This window comes from Nocardioides sp. Z43_10, assembly GCF_059766615.1.
In genome coordinates this window covers 255,512-279,672 of the sequence record NZ_JCBAJY010000001.1, presented here as the reverse complement: position 1 = coordinate 279,672, position 24,161 = coordinate 255,512, and the positions used below count along the sequence as shown (strand labels likewise).

The following is a 24,161-nucleotide window of genomic DNA, read 5'->3' as shown; positions in this document are numbered from 1 at the left end:
GCGGTGACTCCCCACGACCGTGCGCCGGCGCGCCTGCGCGCGCTGCTGGCCGGGCCCGACCTGGTCCACCTCCCCGGCGTGTACGACGCGGTCACCGCGCTGCTGGCCGCCCGGGCCGGCGCGCGCGCCGTGTGCCTGTCCGGCGCCGCGACCTCGGCGGTGGCGCTGGGCCTGCCCGACCTGGGACACGTGCACGCCACCGACATCGCGGCCCGCGCGGCGCAGCTCGCCGCCGTCCTGGACGGGCTGCCGCTCCTGGCCGACGCCGACACCGGCTACGGCAACGCCCTCCAGGCGCGTCGCACCACCCGGCTCTACGCCGCCGCGGGGGTGGCCGGGCTGCACCTGGAGGACCAGGCCTCGCCCAAGCGGTGCGGCCACCTGGCCGGCAAGGCGGTGGTCGACGTCGCCGAGGCCGCCGGGCGGGTCCGCGCCGCGGCCGAGGCCGGGACCGACCTGGTCATCGTCGCGCGCACCGACGCGCTGTCGGTCGAGGGCCTGGACTCGGTGGTCGAGCGCGCGATCGCCTACGCCCGGGCCGGCGCCGACGCGATCTTCGTCGAGGGCGCCGACCTGGCCGCCCTCACCGCGGTCAGCGGCGCCCTGGAGCGCGCCGTCGGCCGGGTCCCGCTGGTGCACAACCGCTCGGAGGCGGGCGGGCCGGTCGAGGCCGGGCCCCGCGACGCCCAGCTGAGCGGTCTCGGGGTGCGCCTGGTGATCCACCCGGTCTCCGCGCTGCTCGCCGCCGCCGACGCGGCCGCCGCGGTGTATGCCGCGATCGTCCGCGACGGCCACGCGGGCACCACCCGACGCCTGGAGTGGGCCGAACTCACGCAGCTGCTCGGGCTGGACGACCAGCTCGAGCTCGACCGACGCTACGCCGCTTCCCTGGAGGACTCATGAGCAACGTGGTCATCGTCGTGGGGGCCGGGCCGGTCGGCCTGACCACCGCGCTCACCCTGGTCCGCCGCGGGCTGGAGGTGGTCGTCCTGGAGGCGGGCCCCGGTCTCGCGGCCGAGTCGCGCGCCTCGACGTACCACCCGCCGAGCCTGGAGATGCTGGCCGAGCTGGGGGTCCTGGAGCCGTTGATGCAGCGGGGCATCGTCTCCACCACCTTCCAGTACCGCGACCGGGTCACCGGCCCGATCGCCGAGCTCGACCTGGGCATCCTCGCCGCGGACACCGCCTACCCGTTCCGGGTGCAGTGCGAGCAGAGCAAGCTCACCCCGATCCTGCTCGAGGCGCTGCGCCAGAGCGGGGCCTGCGCCGTGCACTTCGACCAGGAGGTCACCGCGGTCGAGGCGGACGAGCGGGGCGCGGTGGTGCGCACCGGCGCCGGCCGGGAGTGGCGCGCCGACTGGGTGGTCGGTGCGGACGGGGCGAGCTCCGCGGTCCGCAAGAGCATCGGCGCGGCGTTCGAGGGCATCACCTACCCCGAGCGCTTCCTGGTGGTCTCCACCACCGAGGACCTCACCGTGGCGCTGCCGGGGATCGCGGCCGTGAACTACGTCTTCGACCCCGAGGAGTGGCTGGTCCTCCTGCAGACCCCGGAGCACTGGCGGATCCTGTTCCCGACCGACCCCGACACCCCGGACGCGACCGAGACCGACGCCGCGCGGGTCCAGCAGCGGCTGCGGGGGGTGGCCGACCTCGGGCGCGAGTGGGGGCTGCTGCACGCCTCGCTCTACCGCGTGCACCAGCGGGTCGCCGACCGGTTCCGCGTCGGGCGGGTGCTGCTGGTGGGCGACGCCGCCCACGTCAACAACCCGCTCGGCGGGATGGGCATGAACAGCGGCCTGCACGACGCCTGCCTGGCCGGTGCCGCGCTGGCCGACGTGGTCGGCGGGGCCGATGTGGCGCTCCTTGACGAGGTGCTGGACCGGCGCCGCGACGTCGCGCTGTCCTACGTGCGCACCGTCACCCACGACAACTGGCAGGAGCTGCGCGAGCGCGACCCCGAGGTCCGCCGCGCGCACCACGACCGGCTCCGGGCGCTCGCGGCCGACCCCGCCGCGGCCCGCGCCCACCTGATGCGGACCTCGATGCTGGACTCGCTGCGCGAGCCCCGGACCGTGCTCGGGCAGGCCCGGTGAGCGCGTCGACGACCGCGCCGCGGCTGCGGGTCGACGAGATCGCCCGCGAGAACCCGGCGCGCCGCGACGAGCTGGTCGGGACCTTCCGGGTCGCCACGACCGCCCACGTCGACCAGGTCGTGGCACAGGCGCAGGACGCGCAGCGTGGCTGGTCGCGCCTGCCCGTGCCGGCGCGTGCCGGCGCCCTGCGTGCGGCGACGACGGCGCTCGAGCCGGTCCTCGACGAGCTGGCCGAGCTGATGGCCCGGGAGACGGGCAAGGTGCTTTCGGACAGCCGGGGCGAGGTCGGGTTCGCGCTCAGCGTGCTGTGCTGGGCCGCCGACCGTGCCGAGGCGCTGCTGGTCGACCGGGAGATCGACGACGCCCAGGGCAGGCTCCTGGTCCGACACCGCCCGTTCGGGGTGGTCGGCGCGGTCACGCCCTGGAACGCGCCGGTGGTGCTGGCGGCGCTGAAGGTCGGCCCGGCGCTGGTCGCGGGGAACGCGGTGGTGGTGAAGCCGTCCCCGCTGGCGCCGTTCGCGGTGCAGCGCTTCCTCGAGGTGCTCGCCGCGAGCCTGCCGGACGGGCTGCTGCGGGTGGTGCAGGGAGACGCCGAGACCGCCGCCGCGCTGGTCGGCAGCCGGCAGGTCGACCGGGTGGCCTTCACCGGCGGCGAGGCCGCCGGGCGGGCGATCGGCGCCCTCGCGGGCCGCGCGCTCACCCCGGCGCTGCTCGAGCTCGGCGGCAACGACCCGGCCGTGCTCCTCGACGACGTGGTCCTCGACGACGCCGGCGCCGAGCGGCTGGTGATGGCGGCCTTCGCCACCAGCGGCCAGGTGTGCATGGCGGTGAAGCGGCTCTACGTCCACCGCTCGCGCTACGACGAGACCGTCGAGGCGCTGCGCGCCGCGGCCGCTCGGGTGCTCTGCGTGGGCGACCCGCTGCACCCCGGCGTGTCGATGGGCCCGGTGGTCAGCGCCGCCTCGGCGGACCGGGTCGCCGGCCTGGTCGGCGCCGCCGTGCACCGCGGCGCCCGGGCCCTGATGCTCGGCACCGTCGACCCGGGCACCGATCTGGGCCGTGGCTACTACGTGCGCCCGACGCTGGTGCTGGGCGCGGCCGACGCGGATCCCCTGGTCGCCGCCGAGCAGTTCGGCCCGACGCTGCCGGTGCTCGCCTTCGACGCCGAGGACGAGGCGCTGGCCCGCGCCAACGCCGGGGAGCTGGGACTCGGCGCGTCGGTGTGGTCGGCCGACGAGGACCGGGCGTTCGCCCTCGCGGCTCGCCTGGAGGCCGGCTTCACGTTCGTCAACACCCACAACCGCACCGGCCTGGCGCTGCGGGCGCCGTTCGGCGGGGTCAAGCGCTCCGGCTGGGGACGCGAGTACGGAGACGAGGGAGTCCTCGAGTACGTCCAGCCCTGCGTCGTGCACGCCCCGGCCGCCTTCCGGGCCGGCGGCGGGGGGCTCGGCGCGGCGGCCTATCCCACCGGCTGAGCCGGGTTGCCGGATTCGCCCCCGGGAGAGCGGCGGTCAGCCCAAGATGGAGGCGCGACGGCGGGAAGAGCCCTTGTTCTACATCTAGATCATATATAGTCTCATATCTAGACCTCACCACAGGGAGCGCGCGCGCATGAGTCAGAACCTGAAGTCCGTGCAGGAGCACTTCGACGAGGCGGCCCCGACCGACGTCTCGGAGACCTTCGGCGCGTGGCTCGCGCTCGTCGACCGGCTGCAGGCCCGCCTGGCGCAGCGCTTCGACCTGACCCGCGACCCGTCCTCCGAGAAGCTCGAGGCGTTCGGCGCGGACGGCGGTCCCACCGGTCGGGTGCGCACCTACGCCGGCCCGGAGATCGACTGGATGGTGCACTCCCACATGGAGAACGCCGCCCTCGGGTTCTGCAACGTCCACCTCACCGTCTGGCTCGGCCCGCAGGTCCGGGTGCCGCACTTCGGGATGGCGCTCGGCGCCTTCCCGCAGGGCTGGGTCTACCTCGACTCCGTGCCGCGCTCCTACCTGATGACCGACACCGACGCCTACGACCGCTACTACGGCCCGGTCAACGCCCGGTGGGAGCAGATCCGCACCGAGAACCCCTTCCTGGAGCCGTTCGTCAGCCGCAGCGCCTTCGTCCGCGCCGGCCTCTCGCCCACGGCGCACTGTTACATGGCACCGCCGGACCGGCGCACCACCGACCTGGTCGCCGAGATCACCGAGGAGCACCTCGAGCGGTGGATCGGCTGGGTCGACGAGGCCGAGCGGGTGCCGGCCGACGAGCAGGCCGCGCTGGCCGCGAGCGACGAGCTGATCCGCCGCAACATCGCCGAGCGTGACCCGGCCAACGAGATGGGCGACCGCTTCTTCGGCCCCGACATGACCTCCACCCTGGTCCGCGCCCTGTGGGGCGGCGACCGGGTCCTGCCACGCGCGCACGAGCAGGACTGACCCATGTCGGTCCTGGTCCGCGCGCTACGCACGGCCTGCCGGGTGCCTGGCGCCCAGGCGCCGTACGACACCGTGCACCTGGCCGTGCGCTACCCGGCGCTGCCGGCGCGCGACGACGCCGAGCGGATGAGCGGCAGGCTCGCTGCGGACACCGACGGTGCGCCGTACCCGGTGGTGGTCCTGCTGCCCGGCGTGAACTGTCCCGCCGAGGCCTACCGCTGGCTGGCGCTGCGGCTGGTCGAGGCCGGCCTCGTCGTCGTCGGCTACGACTGGGTGGGGGAGCTCTTCCCCGGCGAGCCCGGGCTGACCCCCGGTGTCGACGTGGTCGCCGCCGGCCCGCAGCACTACGGCCAGCGGCCGACGACCCCCGCGCTGCGACCGGTGCTCGACGCGCTGGCCGGGCTGGCTGAGAGCGGACCCCTCGCGGGCCTGCTCGACCTGGACAGGGTCGGCGTGTTCGGGCACTCGGCCGGTGGCACCGTCGCCCTGCAGTCGGCGAGCCCGTCCTGGTTCCCCGAGATCCGCGCCGTGGTCACCTACGGCGCGCACACGATGGCCTCGCAGATGCTCGGCCACCCGCCCGAGACGCTGCTGCCGGCGCCGGTCGAGGCGCCCACGATGCTGATCGCGGGCACCGACGACGGGGTCGTCGCCGCGAGCGCGATCCGGTACGGCGCGGCGCCGGGGGCACCCGGTCACGACCCGGTCGCGCGCACCTGGCGCGAGGGGGTCGCCGCGACGACCGAGTGCTGGCTGGTCCACCTCGCCGGCGCCGGGCACATGCTCGCCGCGCACCCCGAGGACCCGTCCACCGCCCGGGGCTTCCTCGAGACCCCGACCGACGCCGACCACGACCGCCTCCGCGCGGTGCTCGCCGACGTCGTCACCGCCTTCATGAGCGCCCACCTGAGCAGCAGTCCGTCCGCGAAGTCCCAGCTCGAGCTGCTCGCCGAGCAGTCCCCGCCCGAGATCGCCGCCGTCCGGCGACGCTAGGAGAAGACCATGTTCAAGAACTTCTGGTACGCCGTCGAGTTCAGCACGGACGTCAAGCCCGGGGAGCCCAAGAAGATCAAGCTGCTGGGCCAGCAGCTGGTCCTCTACCGCAAGACCAGCGACAACTCGGTGGTCTGCATGTCCGACCTCTGCGTGCACCGCGGCGCGGCACTGTCCGGCGGCGAGATCAAGGGCGACTGCATCGTCTGCCCCTACCACGGCTGGGAGTACAAGCCCGACGGCCAGGTGCAGACGATCCCGGCGCACCCCGACAAGGGCATCCCGCGCAAGGCCCGCGTCGACTCCTACCCGGTCGTCGAGAAGTACATGTTCGTCTGGGTGTACATGGGCGACCTGCCCGAGGAGGAGCGCCCGCCGATCCCCGACTGGTCCGACATCGACGACACCGAGAAGTACCGGGCGGTCACCGGCGAGTTCCTGTGGAAGTCCAACTACGAGCGGATCCTCGAGAACGGCGTCGACGTCGCGCACACGCCGTTCGTGCACGGCGGCGTGTTCGGCAACCGCGAGAAGCCGGAGGTGCCGGACTTCGAGGTGGAGAGCGGGCCGTGGCACTGCAAGGTCTCGGTGGTCCTGAACCCGCCGCGCTCCAAGGGCCTGTGGGGCGCCATCAACCCGAACAAGCAGTCCCTGGCCGAGCGGCCCCCGGTCCCGGTCTCCACGACCTGGTGGCTGCCCAACATGATCCTGCTGCACATCCAGACGCCGATGGGCGACCTGAAGATCTTCGACGTCAACATCCCGATCGACGAGGAGACCACGATGGTCAAGTTCGTCGCGCTGCGGACGTTCTTCAAGGGCAAGTGGGCCGACCGCGACGCCCGGCGCCGCGTCTTCAAGGTGCTCTACGAGGACCAGACCATCGTCGACAACGTGCGGCCCGAGCTGCTGCCCTTCGACCTGTCCGACGAGCTGCACGTCAAGAGCGACCTCAACGCCGTGCTGTACCGCCGCCGGCGCCAGGAGCTCATCGAGATGGGCTGGTCCGTCGAGGGCAACACGATCGCCGGCGAGGGCCCGGCACGGGTCGAGGCGCGGGTGATCCCCTCGCCGGTGCGCCGCGAGGTGCCCGAGCTCGCCAGCGCGTGGAACTTCAAGGAGGTCCGCAGCAAGGAGATCCTCAGCGGCAACGCCGAGCGCGCGGCGCGTGGCGATGTGCCGCGCACCGGCCCGCCCGCCCCCGAGGCCCCGACCAGCACCGAGGAGGTCCCCGCATGAGCGCCGACGTCAGCCTGCCCGCGGCCCTGTGCCACGGCGCCCTGGACGCGCTCGTCGAGCGCGCCGAGCTCACCGAGGTGGCCGGCCCGGACGGGGCGCCGTACCTGCCGCTGACCTCGGCCGCCTTCGGGCCGCCGATGTCGGTCGGCGAGGCACGGATCTTCACCGGTCCGCGCGTCGCCAAGGTCGTCTACGTCGGCATCGTGGTCCCGCAGATCCAGATGGACAGCCACATGGTGTTCGCCTTCACCCCCGAGACCAGCCCGGTCCCGCACTTCACGCTGGACTCGGTGCACGCGGGCGGACACCACGCCTTCCACCTCGACCTGATCCAGCGCGTCGACGCCGGCACCCACATGGCCTACAACGACTGGGCGCACTCGCCGCTGACCGAGACCTACCTGGGGGTGTGCGCCGAGGAGGGCTTCACCCCGGCCGCGCTGGAGCCGCGGCAGCTGACGGTGATGTCCTCGTGGATGCTCGCCTTCCGCTCCACCGTGGAGGCCTTCGCCGGCCTCGACGTCGCGGTGCGGTCCTACCTGGACCACTGGTTCACGCTGCTCGAGGGCGAGGTGCCCGCGGAGGTCGCCGCCGACATCGCCGACACCGACCTGGCTGCGCGCGACGCCCGCAACCGGGCCCTGCTGTTCAGCCCGCAGGTCGACAAGGTGTGGGCGCAGATCTCCCGGCTGCTGGGCGAGGAGCAGGCGGAGGCGGTCCGGGCGCTGCTGGTGGACAACGCGATCCCCGCGGAGCAGCCCGCGTGAGCACGGTGTCGCCGGCCGTCGACGCCGACGAGCAGGCCACCAGCGAGTGGCAGAAGCGCATCGAGGGGGAGTGGCACGGCCGCCCCGGCCTCTTCGACGCGACCGGCAACCATGTCGGCTTCGAGCGGGTGGACCGGGCCAGCGTGATCGAGGACGGCGTCGCCCGGTACTGGATGAACACCCGCCTCGAGGCGAGCGGCCCGCTGCGCAACCGCTTCGAGCTCGGTGCCCAGTTCGACTTCGGGATCGTCGACTCCGACGAGAACCGCGTCTACTGCGGGCCGGACTTCTACGGCACCGGGCAGCCCTACGGGCTGTTCGTGGACGCCCACTACTACTCGCCCGGCTGGCAGGCCGACCTGCGCACCTGGAACCAGGTCCTGCCCGACGGCGAGACCCAGGTCTACTCCTCGGTGCTGCACGACGGCTGGGCGGTCTGCGCGGTCTTCAACGGCATCTACCGGCGCACCTTCGACCACGAGACCAACCCCGAGACGCAGCGCTTCGTCGAGGACTGGATCGCGCTGGAGACCCGGCGCGGCTCGGTCCCGCAGGTGCTGCCGACCAAGGAGCGCGGGACCTGGAGCGGGAGCCTGTTCGTGAACGCGGCCGACCAGAGCTCGCTCGGCGAGGTGGAGGTCGTCATCGAGCACACGCCGCTCTCGCTGCGCCGGACCCACCAGCAGGTCACCTGGTCGGGCGCGCTGGAGCGCAGCTACGGCTTCGAGCGGGTCCGCGACGGCGCCCGCACCCAGTACGAGGGACCGGAGGTGTTCGGCAACGCCACGTCCTACGGCCGGGCCCTGTTCACCAGCCAGCACCTGGTCGGCCCCGAGGCCCGCGGCGTCGAGAAGATCAGGGGCCGCGAGGTGCTGATCGACACCGAGACCCGGGACCTGGCCGTGGTGTGGCAGCTGTTCCGCGGGGACACCACGACCCACTTCGTGCACGGCCTGCTCACCTGGCAGCCCACGTGAGGGCTGCCGAGGGACGCGTCGTGGTGGTCACCGGCGGCACCCGCGGGATCGGCCTCGGCCTGGCCCGCGAGCTGCTCGCCCGCGACTGCCGGGTCGTGGTGTGCGGCCGCTCCGCGAGCAGCGTCGAGGCAGCTGTCGGCGAGCTGGCGCGAGGCGCCGGCGCGCACCGGGTCACCGGTCTGGCCACCGACGTCGCTTCCCGAACGCAGGTCCAGGCGCTGTGGGACCACGCCGTCGCGACCTTCGGGCGCGTCGACGTCTGGATCAACAACGCCGGGCTGTCCGCCCCGCGCCGTCCGCTGCCCGAGATCCCCGAGGAGACCGTCGCCGAGGTGCTCTCGGTGAACGTCGCGGGCGTCGTCAACGGCTGCACGGTCGCCCTGGCCGGCCTCGAGGCGCAGCCCGGCGGCGGGTGGATCTGGAACATGGAGGGCTTCGGCTCCAACGGCCAGCACCAGCCCGGCCTGGCGACGTACGGCGCCTCCAAGCGTGCGGTGACCTACCTGACCGAGTCGCTGGTCAAGGAGACCAAGGGCGGCCGGGTCAAGGTCGGGTTCCTGTCGCCGGGCATCGTCGCCACCGACCTGCTCACCGACGACTACGACGGCCAGCCCGAGGCGTTCGAGAAGGCCCGCCGGATCTTCAACATCCTGGGCGACCGGGTCGAGACCGTCACCCCCTGGCTGGCCGAGCGGCTGCTGGCCGCCCACCGCAGCGGAGCCCGCGTCGCGTGGCTGACCACGCCGAAGGCGATGGGACGGTTCCTCACCGCCGGCCTGCGCAAGCGCGACATCTTCGCGTCCGAGACGCCCGACTCCGCCACGGTGGCGTGATGGCGATCGATCCGTGCACCGAGTACGGGCTCGCGCTCGCGGTGGAGGACTTCGTGCCCGTGCTGCTGGCCGGCGCCGGCACCGTGGTGATGGCGCTCGCCGCGGGCCGGGTGCTGCCCTCCGTGCGCGTGCCGGCCCTCCTCGCCGGAGCCCTGGTCACCCTCGGCGGCCTGGCGAAGGCGGTGTGGAAGCTGCTGGTCGCGGCCGAGCCGTGCCGCAACTACCCGATCCTGGAGAACCTGCTCTTCCCGTGCCTGGCGTTCGGCTTCGCCGGCATCGCCTGCGCGCTGGTCGGGGTGTGGCGCCGCGAGCCGGCACCGTGGTGGCCCTTCCTGGTCATCCCGGGCGTCGGCGCGCTGATGGCGCTGCAGACCTCGGACACCTGGCCCCTGCTGGTGGTCTCGGCCATCGGCGCGGTCTTCGTGGGGATCCTCGGGATCCGCCTCTCCCGCCGCGAGGGGCACTCCCTCGGAGTCGTGTTCTTCGTCGTCTACATCGTCGGCACCCTCGTGCTGCCGCCGCTGGCCGCCCGGCCCCACCAGTCAGCAGAGCTGCAGTGGGCCGAGCAGCTGACCAACTCCGTGGTGCAGCTGTGCTTCCTGCTCGGGGCCTTCGGGCTCCGCAGGCACGTGCCGGCCACCGAGACCTCCCCCCGAACCGTAGGAGTTCCCCAGTGACCGACCGCCTCGGCTGGCGCCGCAAGTTCGGCGTGATCGCCCCCAGCACCAACACGATCGTGCAGCCCGAGTTCGACGCGATGCGCGTGCCCGGCGTGACCTCGCACTACGGGCGGATCCTGATCCGCGACGGCCGGATCGCCGACGACGAGGGCATGCAGAACCTGCTGGTGCAGATCCGGGCCGCGATGGCCGACTGCGTCGAGGGCGTGATGACCATGGAGCCGGACTACATGGTGATGGGGATGAGCGCCGAGACCTTCTGGGACGGCGTCGAGGGCAACCGCCAGTTCGTGCAGCAGATCAAGGAGCTCTCCGGAGGTCTCGGGGTCGCCACCGGAGCCGAGGCCTGCGAGCGGGCCCTGAACCTCTACGGCGCGCGCAAGATCGGCATCGTGACGCCGTACACCCCGATCGGCGACGAGAACGTGCGCAAGTTCTTCACCGAGCTCGGCTTCGAGGTCGGTGAGATCCGGGGGCTGAGCTGCCCCACCGCCGTGTCCATCGCCCACGTCAGCGAGCAGACGCTGCGCGAGTCGCTGCTCGCGGTGAACGACGACGTCGACGCGATCGTGCAGTGCGGCACCAACCTGTGCATGTCCGAGCTCGCCGACGAGGCGGAGCGGTGGCTCGACAAGCCGGTGATCGCGATCAACGCCGCCACCTGGTGGATGGCGCTGCGCGAGAACGGCATCGAGGACCGGATCCAGGGCTACGGCTCGCTGCTGCGCGAGCACTAGGCTGCCCGTCGTGTACGCCGTCCTCTGGCGCCTGCTGCCCGGGCCGACACCGCTGAAGGCGCTTCAGGCGCTGGCGCTGCTCGCGCTGGTGGTCTGGGCGCTGCTCGGCTGGGTGTTCCCGGCCGTCGAGCCGCACCTGCCCTTCGACCAGATCACCGTCGGGGAGTAGCGCCGGCGGATCAGCCCAGCACCGCGGGCGGCCCGGCGTCGGCCTTGCGCCGCTCGACGAGCTGGGCGCCGACCACGAGCCGCTCGGTGGAGCTCCACCGCGGGTGGCAGGTCACCAGCGTCAGGGTCCGGTGGACGGCCTTCTCGCCGGGGTGCCCGGCCACGGGGGCGAGCACCTCGGTGGCGGTGGGGGTCAGGATCCGCACCCAGGTGACCTCGTAGACCAGCCACCCGTCGACGGTCTCCACGACGATCGGGTCGCCCTCGGTGAGCCGGTCCAGCTCGGCGAACGGCTCGCCGTGCGTGGCGCGGTGCCCGGCCACGGCGAAGTTGCCGACCTCGCCGGGCAGCGCGGTCTCGGGGAAGTGTCCGGGCCCGCGGGCGAGGTCGTCGTCGTCGACCCCCTCGACCACCACCCAGCTCCAGTCGCCCAGGGCCGGGATGTGCAGGATGCCGAAGCCCTCGCCCGACTCGGGTGCGGCCCTCTTCTGGGTCCTGTCGCGGCCCTCGCGCTGCTGGACCTGGAAGTCGCGGAGCAGGTCGTCCTGCTCCCCGGCGGTGCGGTGGTTGGTCCAGACGAGGACGTAGAAGACGAACACGGTGAGGACCAGCCCCGCGGTGATCGCGAGCTCCGCGAATGCCCGCACTATGAATCTGGTCACAGAAATCCGCCGCAGGTCCACCAAATGAATATATCATCGCCGAATCGTCGATCGACGTCCGTTCACGGGGGTGAGGCAATGAGATCAGGGGCTCGCGCGCTCGCCGCGCTGATGATCGCCGGCGCCACCTCCTCGTTCGGAGTCGTCGCCGCCCAGGCCGACGAGCTCGCGCCCCAGGCGCTGCTGCCGCCGTCCGGCGGGTGCTGGTCCTACGCGCCCAGCGCCGCCGCGCTGGACTCCCCGCCTGCGCTCGACCACTCCACCGAGCTCGGCCCGTGGCTGTCCTCGCTCGTGGGCGAGGTCAAGCTGGAGAGCGCCGGCGCCACCGCCGCCGGAGGCACCCGCACCGCCACCATGACCATCACCGACGGCCCCGTCGTCTCGGAGACCGCCGACCTCGCAGGCACCGCGTCGTTCCTGTTCTCGCTGGGCGAGGTGCCGCTGGCCGAGCCGGTCGTCGTGCCGTTCGAGGTCGCGGCCGGGGAGCCGGTCTCGGACCTGGTGGCCCAGGCCGAGATCGCGATCCCCGCCGCCGGTGAGCAGGTGGTCCGGCTCGACGCCGTGTACTTCGACGCCCCGAGCGCCGGGCTCCGGGTCGCCTGCAACGGCCAGGAGTCGGGCACGCCGGGCGGACCCAACCCGGCCACCGATCCCGTGCCCACCGACGTCACCACCGACTTCGCCGCGGTGGCGTCCTCCTCGGCCACCGTCACCTCGGTGACGGACCAGGACGTGCTCGACGCGGCCCGTCCCGGGGACGAGGTCACCGCCGCCCTCGCCGGCCTCGCCTCGGCGGCGCCGGTCGCCCTGCAGCTGTGCACCGCGGCCGGGGTCTGCACGGCCGTCGGCGGCGTGGTCACCGAGCCGGACGGCACGGCGACGGCGCGGTTCACGGTGCCGGGGTTCGCCGGCGTGGGGGCCGGCACGCTGCGCGTCGCGGATGGCGCCAGCCGGGTCGACGTCGGCTTCACCGTGCTCGAGGTGCAGCGCGTGGCTGCAGCCGAGAAGCTCACCCGCGACTCCACGCTCGTCACCCTGACCGGCACCGGGTGGGACCCGCTGCGCCAGGTCACCATCCGCGGCCACGCCGGCCCCGACAGCTCCGCGCCGGCGACCTCCGACCCCCGCGTGGTCGTCGAGGTCGACGCCGCCGGGCAGTTCACCGCGACGTTCGAGGTGGCCGATGCGGACACCGGGACCGTCGTGGTGGACCAGGCGCGCGCGAGCGGCCACATCGGCGCCGAGTACCTGATCTCCGGGGTGATCGGCGGCGCGGGCGAGCCGGGTGGCGAGGAGACTCCCGCCGGGCCGGAGGAGCCGGCCGGTGGCACCGGGGGAGACGAGGCCGAGCCGCCGAGCTCCGCCGGCGGCAGCACCACCCCCTCGGCCGGCACCCCGACCGCGAGCACCCCGACCGCGAGCACCCCGACGGCGAGCGCGCCGTCGGCGGCCGCCCCGACGGCGGCCGACATCCCACTGCCGGGCAACCTCCCGGTGGTCGAGCCGGTCGCCCCGCCGGCGACGCCCTCGGACGCCGCGGTGGCCGAGGAGCTCGTGGTCTCCGAGGTGCGTCTCGACGGCCGGGCCACGCCTACGGAGCTGTTCGGCGGCTCGCCGCGGCGCAACCTGATCTTCCTGGTGCGCAACGTCGGCGAGGCGGCCGTCTCGAATCCGGTCGTGCGGGTGGCGGTCGGTCGCTCCGAGGACGTCGAGCCGCTGCTGGTCGATGCCGAGGTGGGTGACCTCGAGCCGGGTGAGCAGACCGTGGTGACCGTCCCGCTGCAGCTGCCGATCGCGGCGTTCGGGAAGTACCGGGTCGTCGGCCAGGTGGGCGACGCCGAGACCGGCGCGTTCGAGGTCGACTGGACGACGTACCCCGCCGGGCTCTTCGTGCTCAACGCGGGCGCGCTGGGGCTGCTCGGCTGGGGCCTGTGGCACCGCCTCGCCCCGCACCGCCGGAAGGCGGTGGCGGCCCTCGCGCTGCCCGGGACCGAGGACGCGGTGGTCGACCTGGCCGCGGCCGACCGCTGGTGGGCAGCCGCCGGTGCGGCCGGCCGAGGAGCCCCGGGCGAGGCCCAGGGCGGCGAGGCGATCATCGACCTCGAGGCGGCCGAGAAATGGTGGGGCAGGTCTTCTCGTGCATCTTAATATCGTATATTCTCTATTCCGACGTGACGACACGGGTCGAGTCGCGTGAGCCGATCCCGAGCGAGCGGAGTGACGTCCAAAGTGCTGCCCCCCAGGAGATGGACCCGCGACCGGTCGACCCAGGTGCGCGTCGCCGGTGTCGGCGCGGCGCTCGCGCTCGCGCTGGCCGGCTGCGGCACGCTGATGCCGGGTGGCAACACCGGCGGCACGGACCTCGCCGCCGCGGCCGCGGCCGGACCGGGCCCGGGCGTGACGGACGACTCCGTGAAGGTGGTCTTCGTCGCCGTCGACCTCGACGCGGTCAAGAAGATGACCGGCTTCGAGACCGCCTCCGTCGGTGACCAGGAGGCGCAGGTCCAGGCGCTCGAGGACTGGGTCAACGACAACGGCGGGCTGGGCGGCAAGAAGCTGGACGCCGTCTTCCACGTCTACGACGCGCAGACCGACTCGCCGGCGGCCGAAGAGCAGCTGTGCAACAAGATCACCCAGGACGACAAGGCCTTCGCGGTGGTGATGACCGGGCAGTACCAGGTCAACGCCCGGCCCTGCTACGCCAAGCGCAGCACGCTGGTCCTCGACGCCTCGCTCTACGCCGCCAGCACGTCGTACCACGAGGAGCTCGCGCCGTACCTGTGGACGGCCAGCTTCCCGGAGTACGACGCCTTCGTCCGCACCTACCTGCGGGTGCTCGGCGAGCAGAAGTTCTTCGAGGGCGAGAAGGGCGTCGGCGTGGTCGTCGCCGACTCGCCGGTCAACCAGGACACGGTCAAGCGGCTCGCGGTGCCGCTCCTGGAGAAGCAGGGCCTCGACCCGGAGGTCGCCTGGGTGGACACCACCGACACCGGCACCCTCTTCCAGGGCCTCGAGCAGGCCGCGGTCGCGTTCCGGAGCAAGGACGTCCACCGGGTGATGTTCCTGGGCGGCTCCCGGCTCGCGTCGGTCTTCGCCACGGTCGCCGGCTCGCAGGACGGCTTCTCGGCCCGCTACGCGATCTCCAGCTTCGACAACCCGTCGTTCTTCGTCACCAACCCCGACACCATCCCCGCCGACACCCTCGAGGGCATGGTCGGGATCGGGTTCCACCCACCCCAGGACGTCCCCGACTCGGTGATGGAGTTCCCCACCGGCGAGGCGGAGAACGAGTGCATCGGCGTCTACGAGGACGCCGGCATCACGTTCGAGAGCCGCGAGGCCGCGCGCGTCGCGCTGCCCTACTGCGACGCCGTCCGGCTGCTGAAGATCGGGGCCGACGGCATCGACGGCGACCTCAACGCCGCGGCCTGGGCGGAGATCGTGCACCGCGACGGCTCGACCTTCCAGACCTCGTCCGGCTTCGGCAACGCGCTCGGCGGGGGAGGGCACGCGGCGGTCGGCAGCTACCGGGTGCTGCGCTACGACAAGGAAGTCGGCACGTTCGTCTACGAGGGCCCCGAGGTGCCCTTCGATGACGAGTGAGGCGCCGCGCCGGCCGAGCCCGAGCCCGGGCAGCGCGCCGGCACTGGCCTGCCACGGCATCCGGGCCTCCTACGGCCCCGTGCAGGTGCTCTTCGACGCCGGCCTGGTGGTCGAGGAGGGCGAGATGGTCGCCCTGCTCGGACCGAACGGCGTCGGCAAGAGCACGCTGCTCAAGGTGATCGGCGGGCTGCTGCGTCCCGACGAGGGCACGGTCAGCCTCCGGGGCGTCGACGTCACCCTGGTCTCCACCCGCAAGCGCGTGGACCTGGGGCTGTGCCAGGTCGTCGGCCAGGCCACCTTCCCCTCGCTCAGCGTCGCCGAGAACCTGGCGATGCACACCTACCCGAGCGGCAGCCGGCGCCGGACCAAGGAGGCCGTCGAGGCCGCGCTCGCGGTCTTCCCGCGCCTGCACGCGCGCCGCGACCAGCCCGCCTCGCACCTGTCCGGCGGGGAGCGGCAGATGCTGGCGCTCGCCAAGGCCGTGGTGGCGGAGCCGAAGGTGCTGGTGATCGACGAGTTCTCCCTCGGCCTCGCCCCGGTCGTCGTCGGGGGACTGGTCCAGCTGGTGCGCCGCATCAACGAGCGCGGGACCTCGGTGCTGCTGGTCGAGCAGTCCGTCAACGTCGCGCTCTCGCTGGTGGACCGCGTCTACATGATGGAGAAGGGCGAGATCATCGCCGAGGAGGCCGCGGCCACCCTGGCGGCCGACCCCGAGCGGGTCCGCTCCCTGATGCTCGGCGGCCACGCGGCGGTGGCCGGATGAGCGGCTTCGACTTCGGCGTCGACCGGTTGGTCATCGGCCTCTTCACCGGCGTGACCTACGGCCTGCTCGCCGCCGGCCTGGTCCTGGTCTACCGCTCCAGCCGGTTCGTCAACTTCGCCTACGGCTCGGTGGGCGCGTTCGGGGCCTCGATCCTGGCCCTGCTCGTCGTCGACTGGGGCGCGCCGTACTGGCTGGCCTTCGTGGTCGCCATCGTCTTCGCGGGGCTGTTGTCCGGGCTGATCGAGATCGTGGTGATCCGGCGCCTCGAGGGCCGGCCCAACCTGGTCGGGATGATCGCGACGCTGGGGCTCTCCCAGCTCATCCTGGTGCTGTCGCTGCTGATCAACTCCGACGGCGTCAGCGGGTTCACCTACCCCCGGCCGACCCACCTGCCCACCTTCGACATCGGGTCGCTGCCGATCGGCACGCCGTACGTCGCGATGCTGGTGCTGGCGCCGGTGCTGCTGGTCGGGCTGGGCTGGTTCCTGCGCCACCACCGGATGGGGATGGCGATCCGGGCCGCCGCCGACGACGCCGACGTCGCCCTCCTCGAGGGCATCCCGGCCCGCTGGATGGCTACCCTGGCCTGGTCGATCGCGGGCTGCATCGCGGCCTTCTCGGCGATCCTGGTCACCCCCACCACCGCCGGCGCGGGGATGGAGGGCCTGGGGCCGGACCTGCTGCTCAAGGGTCTGGCCGGCGCCGTGATCGCGCGGATGTCCTCGATCCCGATCGCGATCGCCGCCTCGCTCGGCATCGGCGTGATCGAGCAGGTGCTGCTCTCCAACCCCGACACCCGTGGGCTGGTGACCGTCGTCATCGCCCTGGTCATCGTCACCGCTCTGCTGCGTCAGCCGCAGCTCGGGCGCTCCAGCCACGACAAGGGGCTGTGGCGCCGGGTGGTGCTGCCGCCGATGCCCGCGGCCTACCGCAACGTGCGCAGCATCGTCTGGCTGCCGCGGGTGCTGGCCGTCGCCGGCGTCGTCCTCTCGATCGGCCTCGCCTACGTCGTCAGCAACGACACCGCCTCGGTGCTCACCCTGGTCGCCGGCTACACGCTGGTCGGCCTGAGCGTCGGCCTGCTGACCGGGGTCTCCGGCCAGCTCTCGCTCGGCCAGTTCGCCTACGCCGGCATCGCCGCGGCCGCCTCGGTGCATGTGGCGCAGTCCACCGGCAACTTCCTCTTCGGCGTGCTGTGCGGTGTGGTCTCGGCGGCGCTCGCCTCCGCGCTGGTCGGCATCCCGGCGATGAAGCTGCGCGGGCTGGCGCTCGCCGTGTCGACGCTGGCGTTCGCGCTGGCCACCTCGACCTGGCTGCTGCGCCAGGGCCTCTTCCTCGGCGACGGCATCGCCCCGGCGAAGCCCACCTGGTGGAACTACCCGCTCTCCTTCGCCGTCGACTACTACCTCTTCGCGCTGCTGGTGCTGTGCGTCGGGGTGTGGGTCACCAACAACCTGCGGCACGGCGGCTTCGGCCGGATGGTGCAGGCGCTGCGCGACAACGAGTCCGCGGCACGCGCCTACACGGTGCCGCACCGGATGCGGATGATGCAGCTCTACGCCGTCTCCGGCGCCCTCGCGGGCCTCGGCGGCATCGTGATCGGCCACAGCCAGTCGCAGCTGACGGTGAACTCGTTCCCGGCCGACGCCAGCATCGACGTCGTCGCGGTGACCGTCATCGGCGGTCTCACCGTCACCCTCGGCCCGCTGATCGGCGCCCTGCTGATCGTCGGCCTCCCCGCGCTCACCGGGATGGGGATGGTCGGCCAGGCGGTGCTGGCCGTGGGCTGGCTGCTGGTGGTCATCTTCCTGCCCGACGGACTCGGCGGCGTGCTGGGCCGCGGCCGCGACCTGGTCTACGACGCCCTCGCCCGACGGCACGGGATCGACCCGCTGCGCGAGCGGCACGGGGTGGTCGACCCGAGCGGGCACACGTCGTCGCCGCTGCACGAGAAGCCGCGGCTGGAGGGGCTCGTGCCCCGGGTCGCAGCCCAGAGCGCCACCGCCGGCCCGGTCCTCACCGTCGACGGCGTCTCGCGCCGCTTCGGTGGGGTGGTCGCGGTGGACCACGTCTCCTTCGAGGTGGCGCCCGGCGAGATCCTCGGCGTGATCGGGCCGAACGGGGCGGGCAAGACGACCTGCTTCGAGATCGTCGCCGGCTTCACCCGCCCCGACCGGGGCCGGGTCCTCTTCGACGGCATCGACGTCACGACCGCGAGTCCCGAGGAGCGGGCCCGCGAGGGGCTGGTCCGCTCGTTCCAGGACGCCGCACTGTTCCCGACGCTGACCGTGCACGAGACGCTGATGGTGGCCCAGGAGCGCGCCGATCCCACCCGGCTGTGGACCTCCGCGCTCGGCATCCGGACCGCGGAGAAGGACAAGGCCCTGGCCGCCGACGAGGTGCTCGAGCGGATGCGGCTGACCCGCTACGCGCGCCTTCCCGTCGGCTCCCTGTCGACCGGCACCCGCCGCGTCGTCGAGCTGGCCTGCCTGCTCACCCTCGAGCCGCGCGTGCTGCTGCTCGACGAGCCGTCGGCCGGCATCGCGCAGAGCGAGAGCGAGGCGCTCGGCGACCTGCTGCTCGCCATCCGCCAGGAGGTCGGCACCACGATGATCGTGATCGAGCACGACCTCCCGCTGCTCTCGCGGCTCTCCGACCGGATGCTCGCGATGAGCCTCGGCCGGGTCATCGCGACCGGCACCCCTGACGAGGTGCGCAACGACCCGGCTGTCGTCACGTCGTACCTCGGCGCCGACCAGGCCGCCATCCACCGCTCGGGCCTGCGCCTGGCCAGCGGTCCCGACCAGCCCACGCCTGACCCGCTGGTGACGCGGGCACAACCCGTGCCCACCAGCTGACCAACCGAGGAGACCGACGTGAGAAGACGAGTGACCCTGCTGCTTCGAGGCCTGGGCGCCGCACTGGTGATGGTGCTGCTGACCGCCCCTCCTGGCTTCGCCGCCCCGACGCTCACCGTCAGTGCCTCCGAGGGGCTCGAGGACGGTCAGACCGTGACGATCTCGGGGACCGGCTTCGACGCCAACATGGCCGGCATCGCCATCGGTCAGTGCCTGGAGGGCTACGTCGGGCCGGCCGACTGCAACCTGCAGGGCGGTGCGGTGTTCCGCGACGCCGACGCGAGCGGCAACGTGGCCAGCTTCACGATCGTGGTCAAGGAGAAGTTCGGCAGCATCGACTGCACCACGCAGCAGTGCGTGATCGCGGCCGGTCCGCTGCCGACCGCGATCGACCAGGCCACGGTCGACGCGAACACCCACGTGATCCCGATCAGCTTCGCCAGCGCGGCTCCCGCCGCCGCCGCGGCGCCGCCGGCCGAGACGACCGCGGCACCGCCGGCGGCTGCCGCCCCCGACGCCCTGCCGAAGACCGGTGCCGGCGACTCCCTCCCGGTGCTCGGGCTGGGTGCCTCCGCCCTGCTCGCGGCGGGCGTCGGCGTGATGCTGCTGGTGCCCGGTCGCCGTCGTGAGGTGAGCGCACGATGAGGGCGGCTCGCGGCGGTCTCGCCCGACTGCGCCATCAGGCCGCGGCGGCGCTGGGGGTCGCCGGGATCGTGATCGGGGCGGTCGCGGCGGTCAGCTCCCCGGCGACGGCGGCCGATGCCGGGCTGGTCGGCACCACCAAGTTCACCTGCGCGCTGGGCGAGTTCCCCGCCTACGACTGGTCCGGCGAGATCAGCCTGACCGCGGTACGACCGGCTGGCTCGACGACCGTCACGGTCACCGCGAGCCTCTCGCAGATGGACGGCGTGGCCCCGGTCAAGATGAACAACTACGACTTCACCAACAGCCTCGACCTCACCCTCGGGGGTACGGCCGTCACGCTGAAGGGCAGCGGGAAGGTGACGAACTCCGGCGGCAACCAGCCCTTCGAGATGCCGGACCTGCAGGGCACCTTCACCTCGAGCGCCGCCGACGTGGCGGTGGTGGTGACCGGCTACAAGTTCACGGTGACGGCGTTCGCCATGAGCGGAGTCTGCACGCCCACGGCGGGCGAGAAGCTCGGCACGCTGCCGCTGACCGAGGGCACCGTGCCCACGGCGAGCCCCACCCCGACCACCACCACGAGCGCCACGAGCACGCCGACGGCGAGCCCCACCGTGCCCCCCTCGACCACGCCGCCGGCCTCCGCGGCGGGCAAGCCCGCGAAGGGCAAGGCCAGCTTCGCCTGCACGCTGTCGATCGGTAGCAAGTTCGACTACGACGCGAACATCACGGTCAGCGGCTACCGCGTCAATGAGGGCGACGACGTCTCCCTGGTGGCCACGATGAGCGACCTGCCGGGCATCGCCCCGGTGCCCATCGACGGCTCGATGGAGTACACCCTCGAGGCGGAGGTGGGCGGCAAGGCCACCACGTTGACCAGCACCGCGAACGTGAAGGCGGCGCCGAACGAGGAGGTCGCCGTGAGCGACCTGTCGGGCAGCGTCGCCGCCGAGGGCGACGTGCACGAGGTCGCGGTCTCGACCTTCGCCTTCGACTTCCCCTCGGCCGGCATCAGCGCCGAGTGCGTGGCCGCGCGCACCGTGCTGGGGGAGATGACCGTCGGCTCGGAGAAGATCGAGCCCGTCTCCGACGCCAACCCCGGCGGCAGTGCAGGCGGGGCCGGCGGCGCCGCGTCCACCGGGGCCTCGACGGCCTCGCTGCCCAAGACCGGCGGCGGTGACTCACTGCCGGTGATCGGCCTGTGGGCGCTGGCGCTGACCCTGCTCGGCGCCGCCGGGCTGCTGTGCGTGCCGCAGCGTCGCCGCGCACGCTGACGCCGTACGACGAGGGGCCCCCGCCGGTTGCGGCGGGGGCCCCTCGTCGTCGGGTGCCGCTCAGTCCTCGGCGGCTGCCGTCGTGGTGGCGGCCGTCAGGGCGGCGCCGTCGTAGGAGCGGTGCGCCACGAAGCCGGACGCGGTGAGCCGGTCCACCGAGATCGGCCGGGTCGGGGACGCGATCTCGTTGCGGTAGGCCAGCGGCGGGAGCCCCTGGGCGGCGCAGATCGCGTCGAACAGGGCCGCGTTGGTCGGCGGCGTCTGCGGGTGGGTGAGGTTGTGGACCCCCAGCAGCCGGGACTCGAGGGCGTGCACGATGGCGTCGGCCGCGTCCTGCACCGCGAGCCGGTAGAACAGCGCGTCCGCGGAGAACGGCACCGACCCGCCGAGGTACTGGTGGGCCATCGCGATCTTGGCCTCGATGGGCGGGTCCTCGGCGCCGAAGATGTCGCCGCAACGGAAGACGCACGAGCGGTCGCCGGCCCGCTCGCGGTAGACCTTCTCCATGGCCAGGAACATGGTCGGGCTCGGATCGGTCGAGTCGGTCACCGGCGAGTCCTCCGCGACCGCCTCGAGATGATCGGCGGCGGTGCCGTAGACCGAGAGCGAGGAGAGCGCGACCAGGTACGGCGCGTCGTCGTCGGCGGCGGCCACCACCGACTCGGCGGTCTCCACCAGGATCTCCCGGTAGGTGACCGCCCGTTGCTCCGGCGTCATCGAGGTCTGGGCCGACGGGCCCGCCGCCACGACGACCGCGTCCCGGCCGGCCATCGCGGCCTCGACCGCCTCGGCGTCGCTGCCGCGCAGCACCAGCACCTCCTCGAAGCGCTCGCAGAGCCCCTCCACCTTGCCGGGGGTCGTGGTGGTGACCGCGACGTCGTGGCCGAGCTCGCGCAGCCGGGCGCCGGCGGCCGAGCCGACCAGCCCTGCTCCGATGATCAGGACCTTCATGCGTTGCCTCCGTGTTCGTGGGTCTGTCGTTGGTGGATCTGTCCGAGACCGGCGCGGATCGCCACCAGCTCCTCGACGCGCTCGGCGCCCAGGAACCTCTTGGACAGCTCGTTCATGGGGTCGAGTGTGTAGCCATAGGTGCGCACCAGGTGGTCGCGCTCGCGCAGCGCGTCGCGCTGGGCCGCCGGGACCGGTGCCGCGTCGCGGACCCAGCCGAGCCAGGTGTCGACCCGCTCGCGGACGACGGCGCGCAGGGTCTCCACGACGTCGTCGGTGCGCTCGGCGACGTAGGAGTGGCCGACGGGGGACAGGAACGCGCGCATGTAGCTGCCGTGGCTCACCGACCAGGTGAACCGGTCGTCGCCGCGCAGGCTCAGGAACGCGTCGTTGAGCGGCTCGTAGTAGCGCCCCAGGTGGTCCGTGTCGACCATCAGGTCGCGGCGGGGGACCAGGTCGGTGAAGAAGAAGACCTGCGGGACGGTCCCGAACACGATGATCAGGTGCGGGACGTCGATGTGCGGGCCGAGCCAGACCTGCAGGTTCATGTCGAGGATGGAGGCCTTGCGGTTGCCGATCCAGGAGTGGACCAGCCACTCGACGCCCTCGTCGGGGTCCCCGACGAACGGGCTCAGCGAACCCTCGTAGCTGCCGTCGTCGGTCGTCCAGTACTCCAGGCCCGTGCCGGACGGGTGCGCCTGCACCGGCAGCTCGGCGGTGATCCGGTCCTTGGCCTCGCTCAGGATCTCCCAGAACGCGGCCCACAGCTCGGAGCTGTCGACGTCGGGCGCCTCGGCGAGGAACTCGTGGATCGTCTTGGTCTGCGCACTGCTGCTCATGCCACCACGCTACAGATATATGATCTATGTTGTCATTGATTGTGTCCGTGCCCTGCCGAGCGACGAGGAGGTCGAGCGATGTTCGTCGTCGTCAGCCAGGCCTGGACCAAGCCCGGGGAGGAGCACGCCGCGGCGTACGTCGCGCTCTCCGGCGAGTTCGGTCGGTTCTTCACCGACCACCCCGGCTACCGCGGCCGGCGCCTGGTCCGCGGCGTCGAGGACCGCACGCACTTCACCCACCTGCGCTACTTCGAGACCGTCGCGGACTACGAGGAGTGCACGCGCCGACCGGGCTACACCGAGCATCTCGTCGCGATGTACGAGCACCTGCAGCCCTACGACTCCTACCCGCGCGAGTACCTCGAGGTCGTCCTGGACGAGCCCGGCTACCGCGAGGGCGCGCGATGAGCACCTTCGTGCTGGTCCACGGAGCGTTCCGCGAGGGCTGGGCCTGGTCCCGGGTGGTGCCGCGCCTGCTCGCCGCCGGCCACGCGGCGCACGCGCCCACGCTGGACCCCGCGGCCACCGCGCTGGCGACCTGGACCGACCAGGTCGTCGGGCTCCTCGAGGGCCACGACCTGCGCGACGTCGTGCTGGTGGGCCACAGCCAGGGCGGTGTGGTGGTCCGCGAGGTCGCCGTGCACTCCCCGCGCCGGCTGCGTCGCCTGGTCTACCTGGACGCCGCGGTGCCCGACCCGGGCGAGCGTGCGGTCGACGTCGCGCCGGCGCCCGCCGACGACGCCCTGCTGCCGGCCCGCGACGCGCTGATCATGCCCCGGCCCGAGCCCGCGCGAGGCGACCTCGACGCGGCCACCGCGGCGTGGCTCGAGCAGCGGCTGGTGCCCACCCCGTTCGCCCCGTCGCTGGACCGCGCCTCGGGCGAGGAGCCGATGGTCCCGGCGACCTACGTCTTCTTCACCGACACACCCCCGGCCTACCCCTGCGGCACCACCCGGCGCCGCCTCGACGCGCGCGGCACGCCGTACCAGGTCCTCGACGCCGGGCACGACGCGCCGCTGACCCGGCCCGACCTGGTCGCGGACCTGCTGCTGCGCAGCGCAGCACCACACCTGGAGGTCGCCTCAGCCGACCTCCGTGACAGCCCGACGAGAGGATCACAGTGAGCGTGCAGCCCGGCTGGCGGGGACGGTTCTTCGAGGACTTCACCATCGGCGACATCTACCGCCATCCGCTCGGGCGGACCGTGACCGAGGCGGACAACATCCAGTTCTCGCTGCTGACGATGAACACCAACCAGATGCACTTCAACAGCGCGTACGCCGCGAAGTCGGAGTTCGGAAAGCCGCTGGTCGTCTCGACCCTGACCGTCGCCATCGCGGTCGGCCAGAGCGTCACCGACCTCACCCAGAACGCCTTCGCGAACCTGGGCTGGGACGACATCAAGATGACCCACCCGGTCTTCGCCGGCGACACCCTCTTCAGCGAGTCGGTGGTGCTGGAGAAGCGCGAGTCGGCCACGCGCCCGCACGCCGGCATCGTCACGGTCAAGACCCGCACCCTGAACCAGGACGGCGACGAGGTCTGCTCGTTCCGCCGGATGTTCTACGTCTACAAGCAGGGGGCCGAGCAGCTCGAGGGCATCTTCCCCGAGGGCAAGCGGGACCTCCTCGACGGCACCGCGCTGGCCGAGGCCTGAG

General features: G+C 72.9%; 24 protein-coding genes. 21 read left to right on the top strand and 3 right to left on the bottom strand.

Going from position 1 to position 24,161, the window contains the following annotated elements:
* The first annotated feature begins 3 nt into the window (after window positions 1-3).
* The 12 genes from AC6EI4_RS01350 to AC6EI4_RS01295 all read left to right on the top strand — a co-directional run bounded on the left by AC6EI4_RS01350 (window position 4) and on the right by AC6EI4_RS01295 (window position 10,912).
* Window positions 4-903, top strand: a complete 900-nt coding sequence (locus AC6EI4_RS01350) for an isocitrate lyase/PEP mutase family protein (RefSeq protein WP_498450335.1) — start codon at window positions 4-6, stop codon at window positions 901-903.
* Window positions 900-2,093, top strand: a complete 1,194-nt coding sequence (locus AC6EI4_RS01345; protein ID WP_498450334.1) for an FAD-dependent oxidoreductase — start codon at window positions 900-902, stop codon at window positions 2,091-2,093. The genes AC6EI4_RS01350 and AC6EI4_RS01345 overlap by 4 nt, the downstream gene beginning before the upstream one ends.
* Window positions 2,090-3,568 (top strand): aldehyde dehydrogenase family protein, encoded by a 1,479-nt coding sequence (locus tag AC6EI4_RS01340; protein WP_498450333.1) that lies wholly within the window; start codon window positions 2,090-2,092, stop codon window positions 3,566-3,568. Before AC6EI4_RS01345 ends, AC6EI4_RS01340 begins: the two co-directional genes overlap by 4 nt.
* Before the next feature lie 136 nt (window positions 3,569-3,704).
* Window positions 3,705-4,517 (top strand): hypothetical protein, encoded by an 813-nt coding sequence (locus AC6EI4_RS01335; protein WP_498420427.1) that lies wholly within the window; start codon window positions 3,705-3,707, stop codon window positions 4,515-4,517.
* A 3-nt stretch (window positions 4,518-4,520) separates the two neighbouring features.
* On the top strand, window positions 4,521-5,510 hold the full coding sequence (locus tag AC6EI4_RS01330) for an alpha/beta hydrolase family protein (RefSeq protein ID WP_498450332.1): 990 nt from the start codon (window positions 4,521-4,523) through the stop codon (window positions 5,508-5,510).
* Window positions 5,511-5,519: 9 nt separating this feature from the next.
* A complete protein-coding gene (locus AC6EI4_RS01325; RefSeq protein ID WP_498450331.1) occupies window positions 5,520-6,749 on the top strand; it encodes an aromatic ring-hydroxylating dioxygenase subunit alpha in 1,230 nt (409 codons plus the stop codon).
* Window positions 6,746-7,516 (top strand): hypothetical protein, encoded by a 771-nt coding sequence (locus tag AC6EI4_RS01320; RefSeq protein ID WP_498450330.1) that lies wholly within the window; start codon window positions 6,746-6,748, stop codon window positions 7,514-7,516. Before AC6EI4_RS01325 ends, AC6EI4_RS01320 begins: the two co-directional genes overlap by 4 nt.
* Window positions 7,513-8,493: a calponin homology domain-containing protein gene (locus AC6EI4_RS01315; RefSeq protein WP_498450329.1), complete on the top strand. Its 981-nt coding sequence runs from the start codon at window positions 7,513-7,515 to the stop codon at window positions 8,491-8,493. Before AC6EI4_RS01320 ends, AC6EI4_RS01315 begins: the two co-directional genes overlap by 4 nt.
* Window positions 8,490-9,326 (top strand): SDR family NAD(P)-dependent oxidoreductase, encoded by an 837-nt coding sequence (locus tag AC6EI4_RS01310; protein WP_498450328.1) that lies wholly within the window; start codon window positions 8,490-8,492, stop codon window positions 9,324-9,326. Before AC6EI4_RS01315 ends, AC6EI4_RS01310 begins: the two co-directional genes overlap by 4 nt.
* Complete coding sequence (locus AC6EI4_RS01305) at window positions 9,326-10,003, top strand: hypothetical protein (RefSeq protein WP_498420442.1); 678 nt, start codon at window positions 9,326-9,328, stop codon at window positions 10,001-10,003. Before AC6EI4_RS01310 ends, AC6EI4_RS01305 begins: the two co-directional genes overlap by 1 nt.
* Window positions 10,000-10,743: a maleate cis-trans isomerase family protein gene (locus tag AC6EI4_RS01300; RefSeq protein ID WP_498420444.1), complete on the top strand. Its 744-nt coding sequence runs from the start codon at window positions 10,000-10,002 to the stop codon at window positions 10,741-10,743. Before AC6EI4_RS01305 ends, AC6EI4_RS01300 begins: the two co-directional genes overlap by 4 nt.
* 10 nt (window positions 10,744-10,753) lie before the next feature.
* Window positions 10,754-10,912 carry a hypothetical protein gene (locus AC6EI4_RS01295; RefSeq protein WP_498420446.1) on the top strand — a complete coding sequence of 53 codons (159 nt, stop codon included), beginning with the start codon at window positions 10,754-10,756 and terminating at the stop codon, window positions 10,910-10,912.
* A 10-nt stretch (window positions 10,913-10,922) separates the two neighbouring features.
* On the opposite strand, the gene AC6EI4_RS01290 is transcribed toward AC6EI4_RS01295, so the two are convergent.
* Entirely contained in the window at window positions 10,923-11,558 is a 636-nt protein-coding gene (locus AC6EI4_RS01290; protein ID WP_498450327.1) for a class E sortase, read from the bottom strand.
* Between the two features lie 93 nt (window positions 11,559-11,651).
* Between AC6EI4_RS01290 and AC6EI4_RS01285 the strand changes: the two genes are divergently transcribed.
* The 6 genes from AC6EI4_RS01285 (at window position 11,652) to AC6EI4_RS01260 (ending at window position 20,716) form a co-directional block, all read left to right on the top strand.
* Window positions 11,652-13,721 (top strand): hypothetical protein, encoded by a 2,070-nt coding sequence (locus AC6EI4_RS01285; protein ID WP_498450326.1) that lies wholly within the window; start codon window positions 11,652-11,654, stop codon window positions 13,719-13,721.
* Between the two features lie 69 nt (window positions 13,722-13,790).
* The gene (locus AC6EI4_RS01280) at window positions 13,791-15,176 is read left to right on the top strand and encodes an ABC transporter substrate-binding protein (RefSeq protein ID WP_498450325.1); all 1,386 of its coding nucleotides are present in this window, start codon (window positions 13,791-13,793) and stop codon (window positions 15,174-15,176) included.
* On the top strand, window positions 15,166-15,939 hold the full coding sequence (locus tag AC6EI4_RS01275) for an ABC transporter ATP-binding protein (RefSeq protein WP_498420456.1): 774 nt from the start codon (window positions 15,166-15,168) through the stop codon (window positions 15,937-15,939). Before AC6EI4_RS01280 ends, AC6EI4_RS01275 begins: the two co-directional genes overlap by 11 nt.
* The gene (locus AC6EI4_RS01270; RefSeq protein WP_498450324.1) at window positions 15,936-18,797 is read left to right on the top strand and encodes an ABC transporter permease subunit; all 2,862 of its coding nucleotides are present in this window, start codon (window positions 15,936-15,938) and stop codon (window positions 18,795-18,797) included. Before AC6EI4_RS01275 ends, AC6EI4_RS01270 begins: the two co-directional genes overlap by 4 nt.
* Window positions 18,798-18,815: 18 nt before the next feature.
* A complete protein-coding gene (locus AC6EI4_RS01265) occupies window positions 18,816-19,442 on the top strand; it encodes a neocarzinostatin apoprotein domain-containing protein (RefSeq protein ID WP_498420461.1) in 627 nt (208 codons plus the stop codon).
* Window positions 19,439-20,716 carry a hypothetical protein gene (locus tag AC6EI4_RS01260; RefSeq protein WP_498450323.1) on the top strand — a complete coding sequence of 426 codons (1,278 nt, stop codon included), beginning with the start codon at window positions 19,439-19,441 and terminating at the stop codon, window positions 20,714-20,716. The genes AC6EI4_RS01265 and AC6EI4_RS01260 overlap by 4 nt, the downstream gene beginning before the upstream one ends.
* A 60-nt stretch (window positions 20,717-20,776) precedes the next feature.
* Here the strand turns inward: AC6EI4_RS01260 and AC6EI4_RS01255 are convergent, their stop codons facing one another.
* Both AC6EI4_RS01255 and AC6EI4_RS01250 read right to left on the bottom strand, forming a co-directional pair.
* Window positions 20,777-21,667, bottom strand: a complete 891-nt coding sequence (locus AC6EI4_RS01255) for an NAD-dependent epimerase/dehydratase family protein (RefSeq protein WP_498450322.1) — start codon at window positions 21,665-21,667, stop codon at window positions 20,777-20,779.
* Window positions 21,664-22,503: a hypothetical protein gene (locus AC6EI4_RS01250; protein ID WP_498420469.1), complete on the bottom strand. Its 840-nt coding sequence runs from the start codon at window positions 22,501-22,503 to the stop codon at window positions 21,664-21,666. Before AC6EI4_RS01250 ends, AC6EI4_RS01255 begins: the two co-directional genes overlap by 4 nt.
* Before the next feature lie 78 nt (window positions 22,504-22,581).
* Here AC6EI4_RS01250 and AC6EI4_RS01245 point away from each other — a divergent pair, with 78 nt between their 5' ends.
* From AC6EI4_RS01245 to AC6EI4_RS01235, 3 genes are read left to right on the top strand one after another with little or no spacing between them, the layout of a single operon-like run.
* Window positions 22,582-22,911, top strand: a complete 330-nt coding sequence (locus tag AC6EI4_RS01245) for an antibiotic biosynthesis monooxygenase (protein WP_498450321.1) — start codon at window positions 22,582-22,584, stop codon at window positions 22,909-22,911.
* A complete protein-coding gene (locus tag AC6EI4_RS01240) occupies window positions 22,908-23,627 on the top strand; it encodes an alpha/beta fold hydrolase (protein WP_498450320.1) in 720 nt (239 codons plus the stop codon). Before AC6EI4_RS01245 ends, AC6EI4_RS01240 begins: the two co-directional genes overlap by 4 nt.
* Window positions 23,624-24,160, top strand: a complete 537-nt coding sequence (locus AC6EI4_RS01235; RefSeq protein ID WP_498450319.1) for a MaoC family dehydratase — start codon at window positions 23,624-23,626, stop codon at window positions 24,158-24,160. Before AC6EI4_RS01240 ends, AC6EI4_RS01235 begins: the two co-directional genes overlap by 4 nt.
* The last annotated feature ends 1 nt before the right edge of the window (window position 24,161 follow it).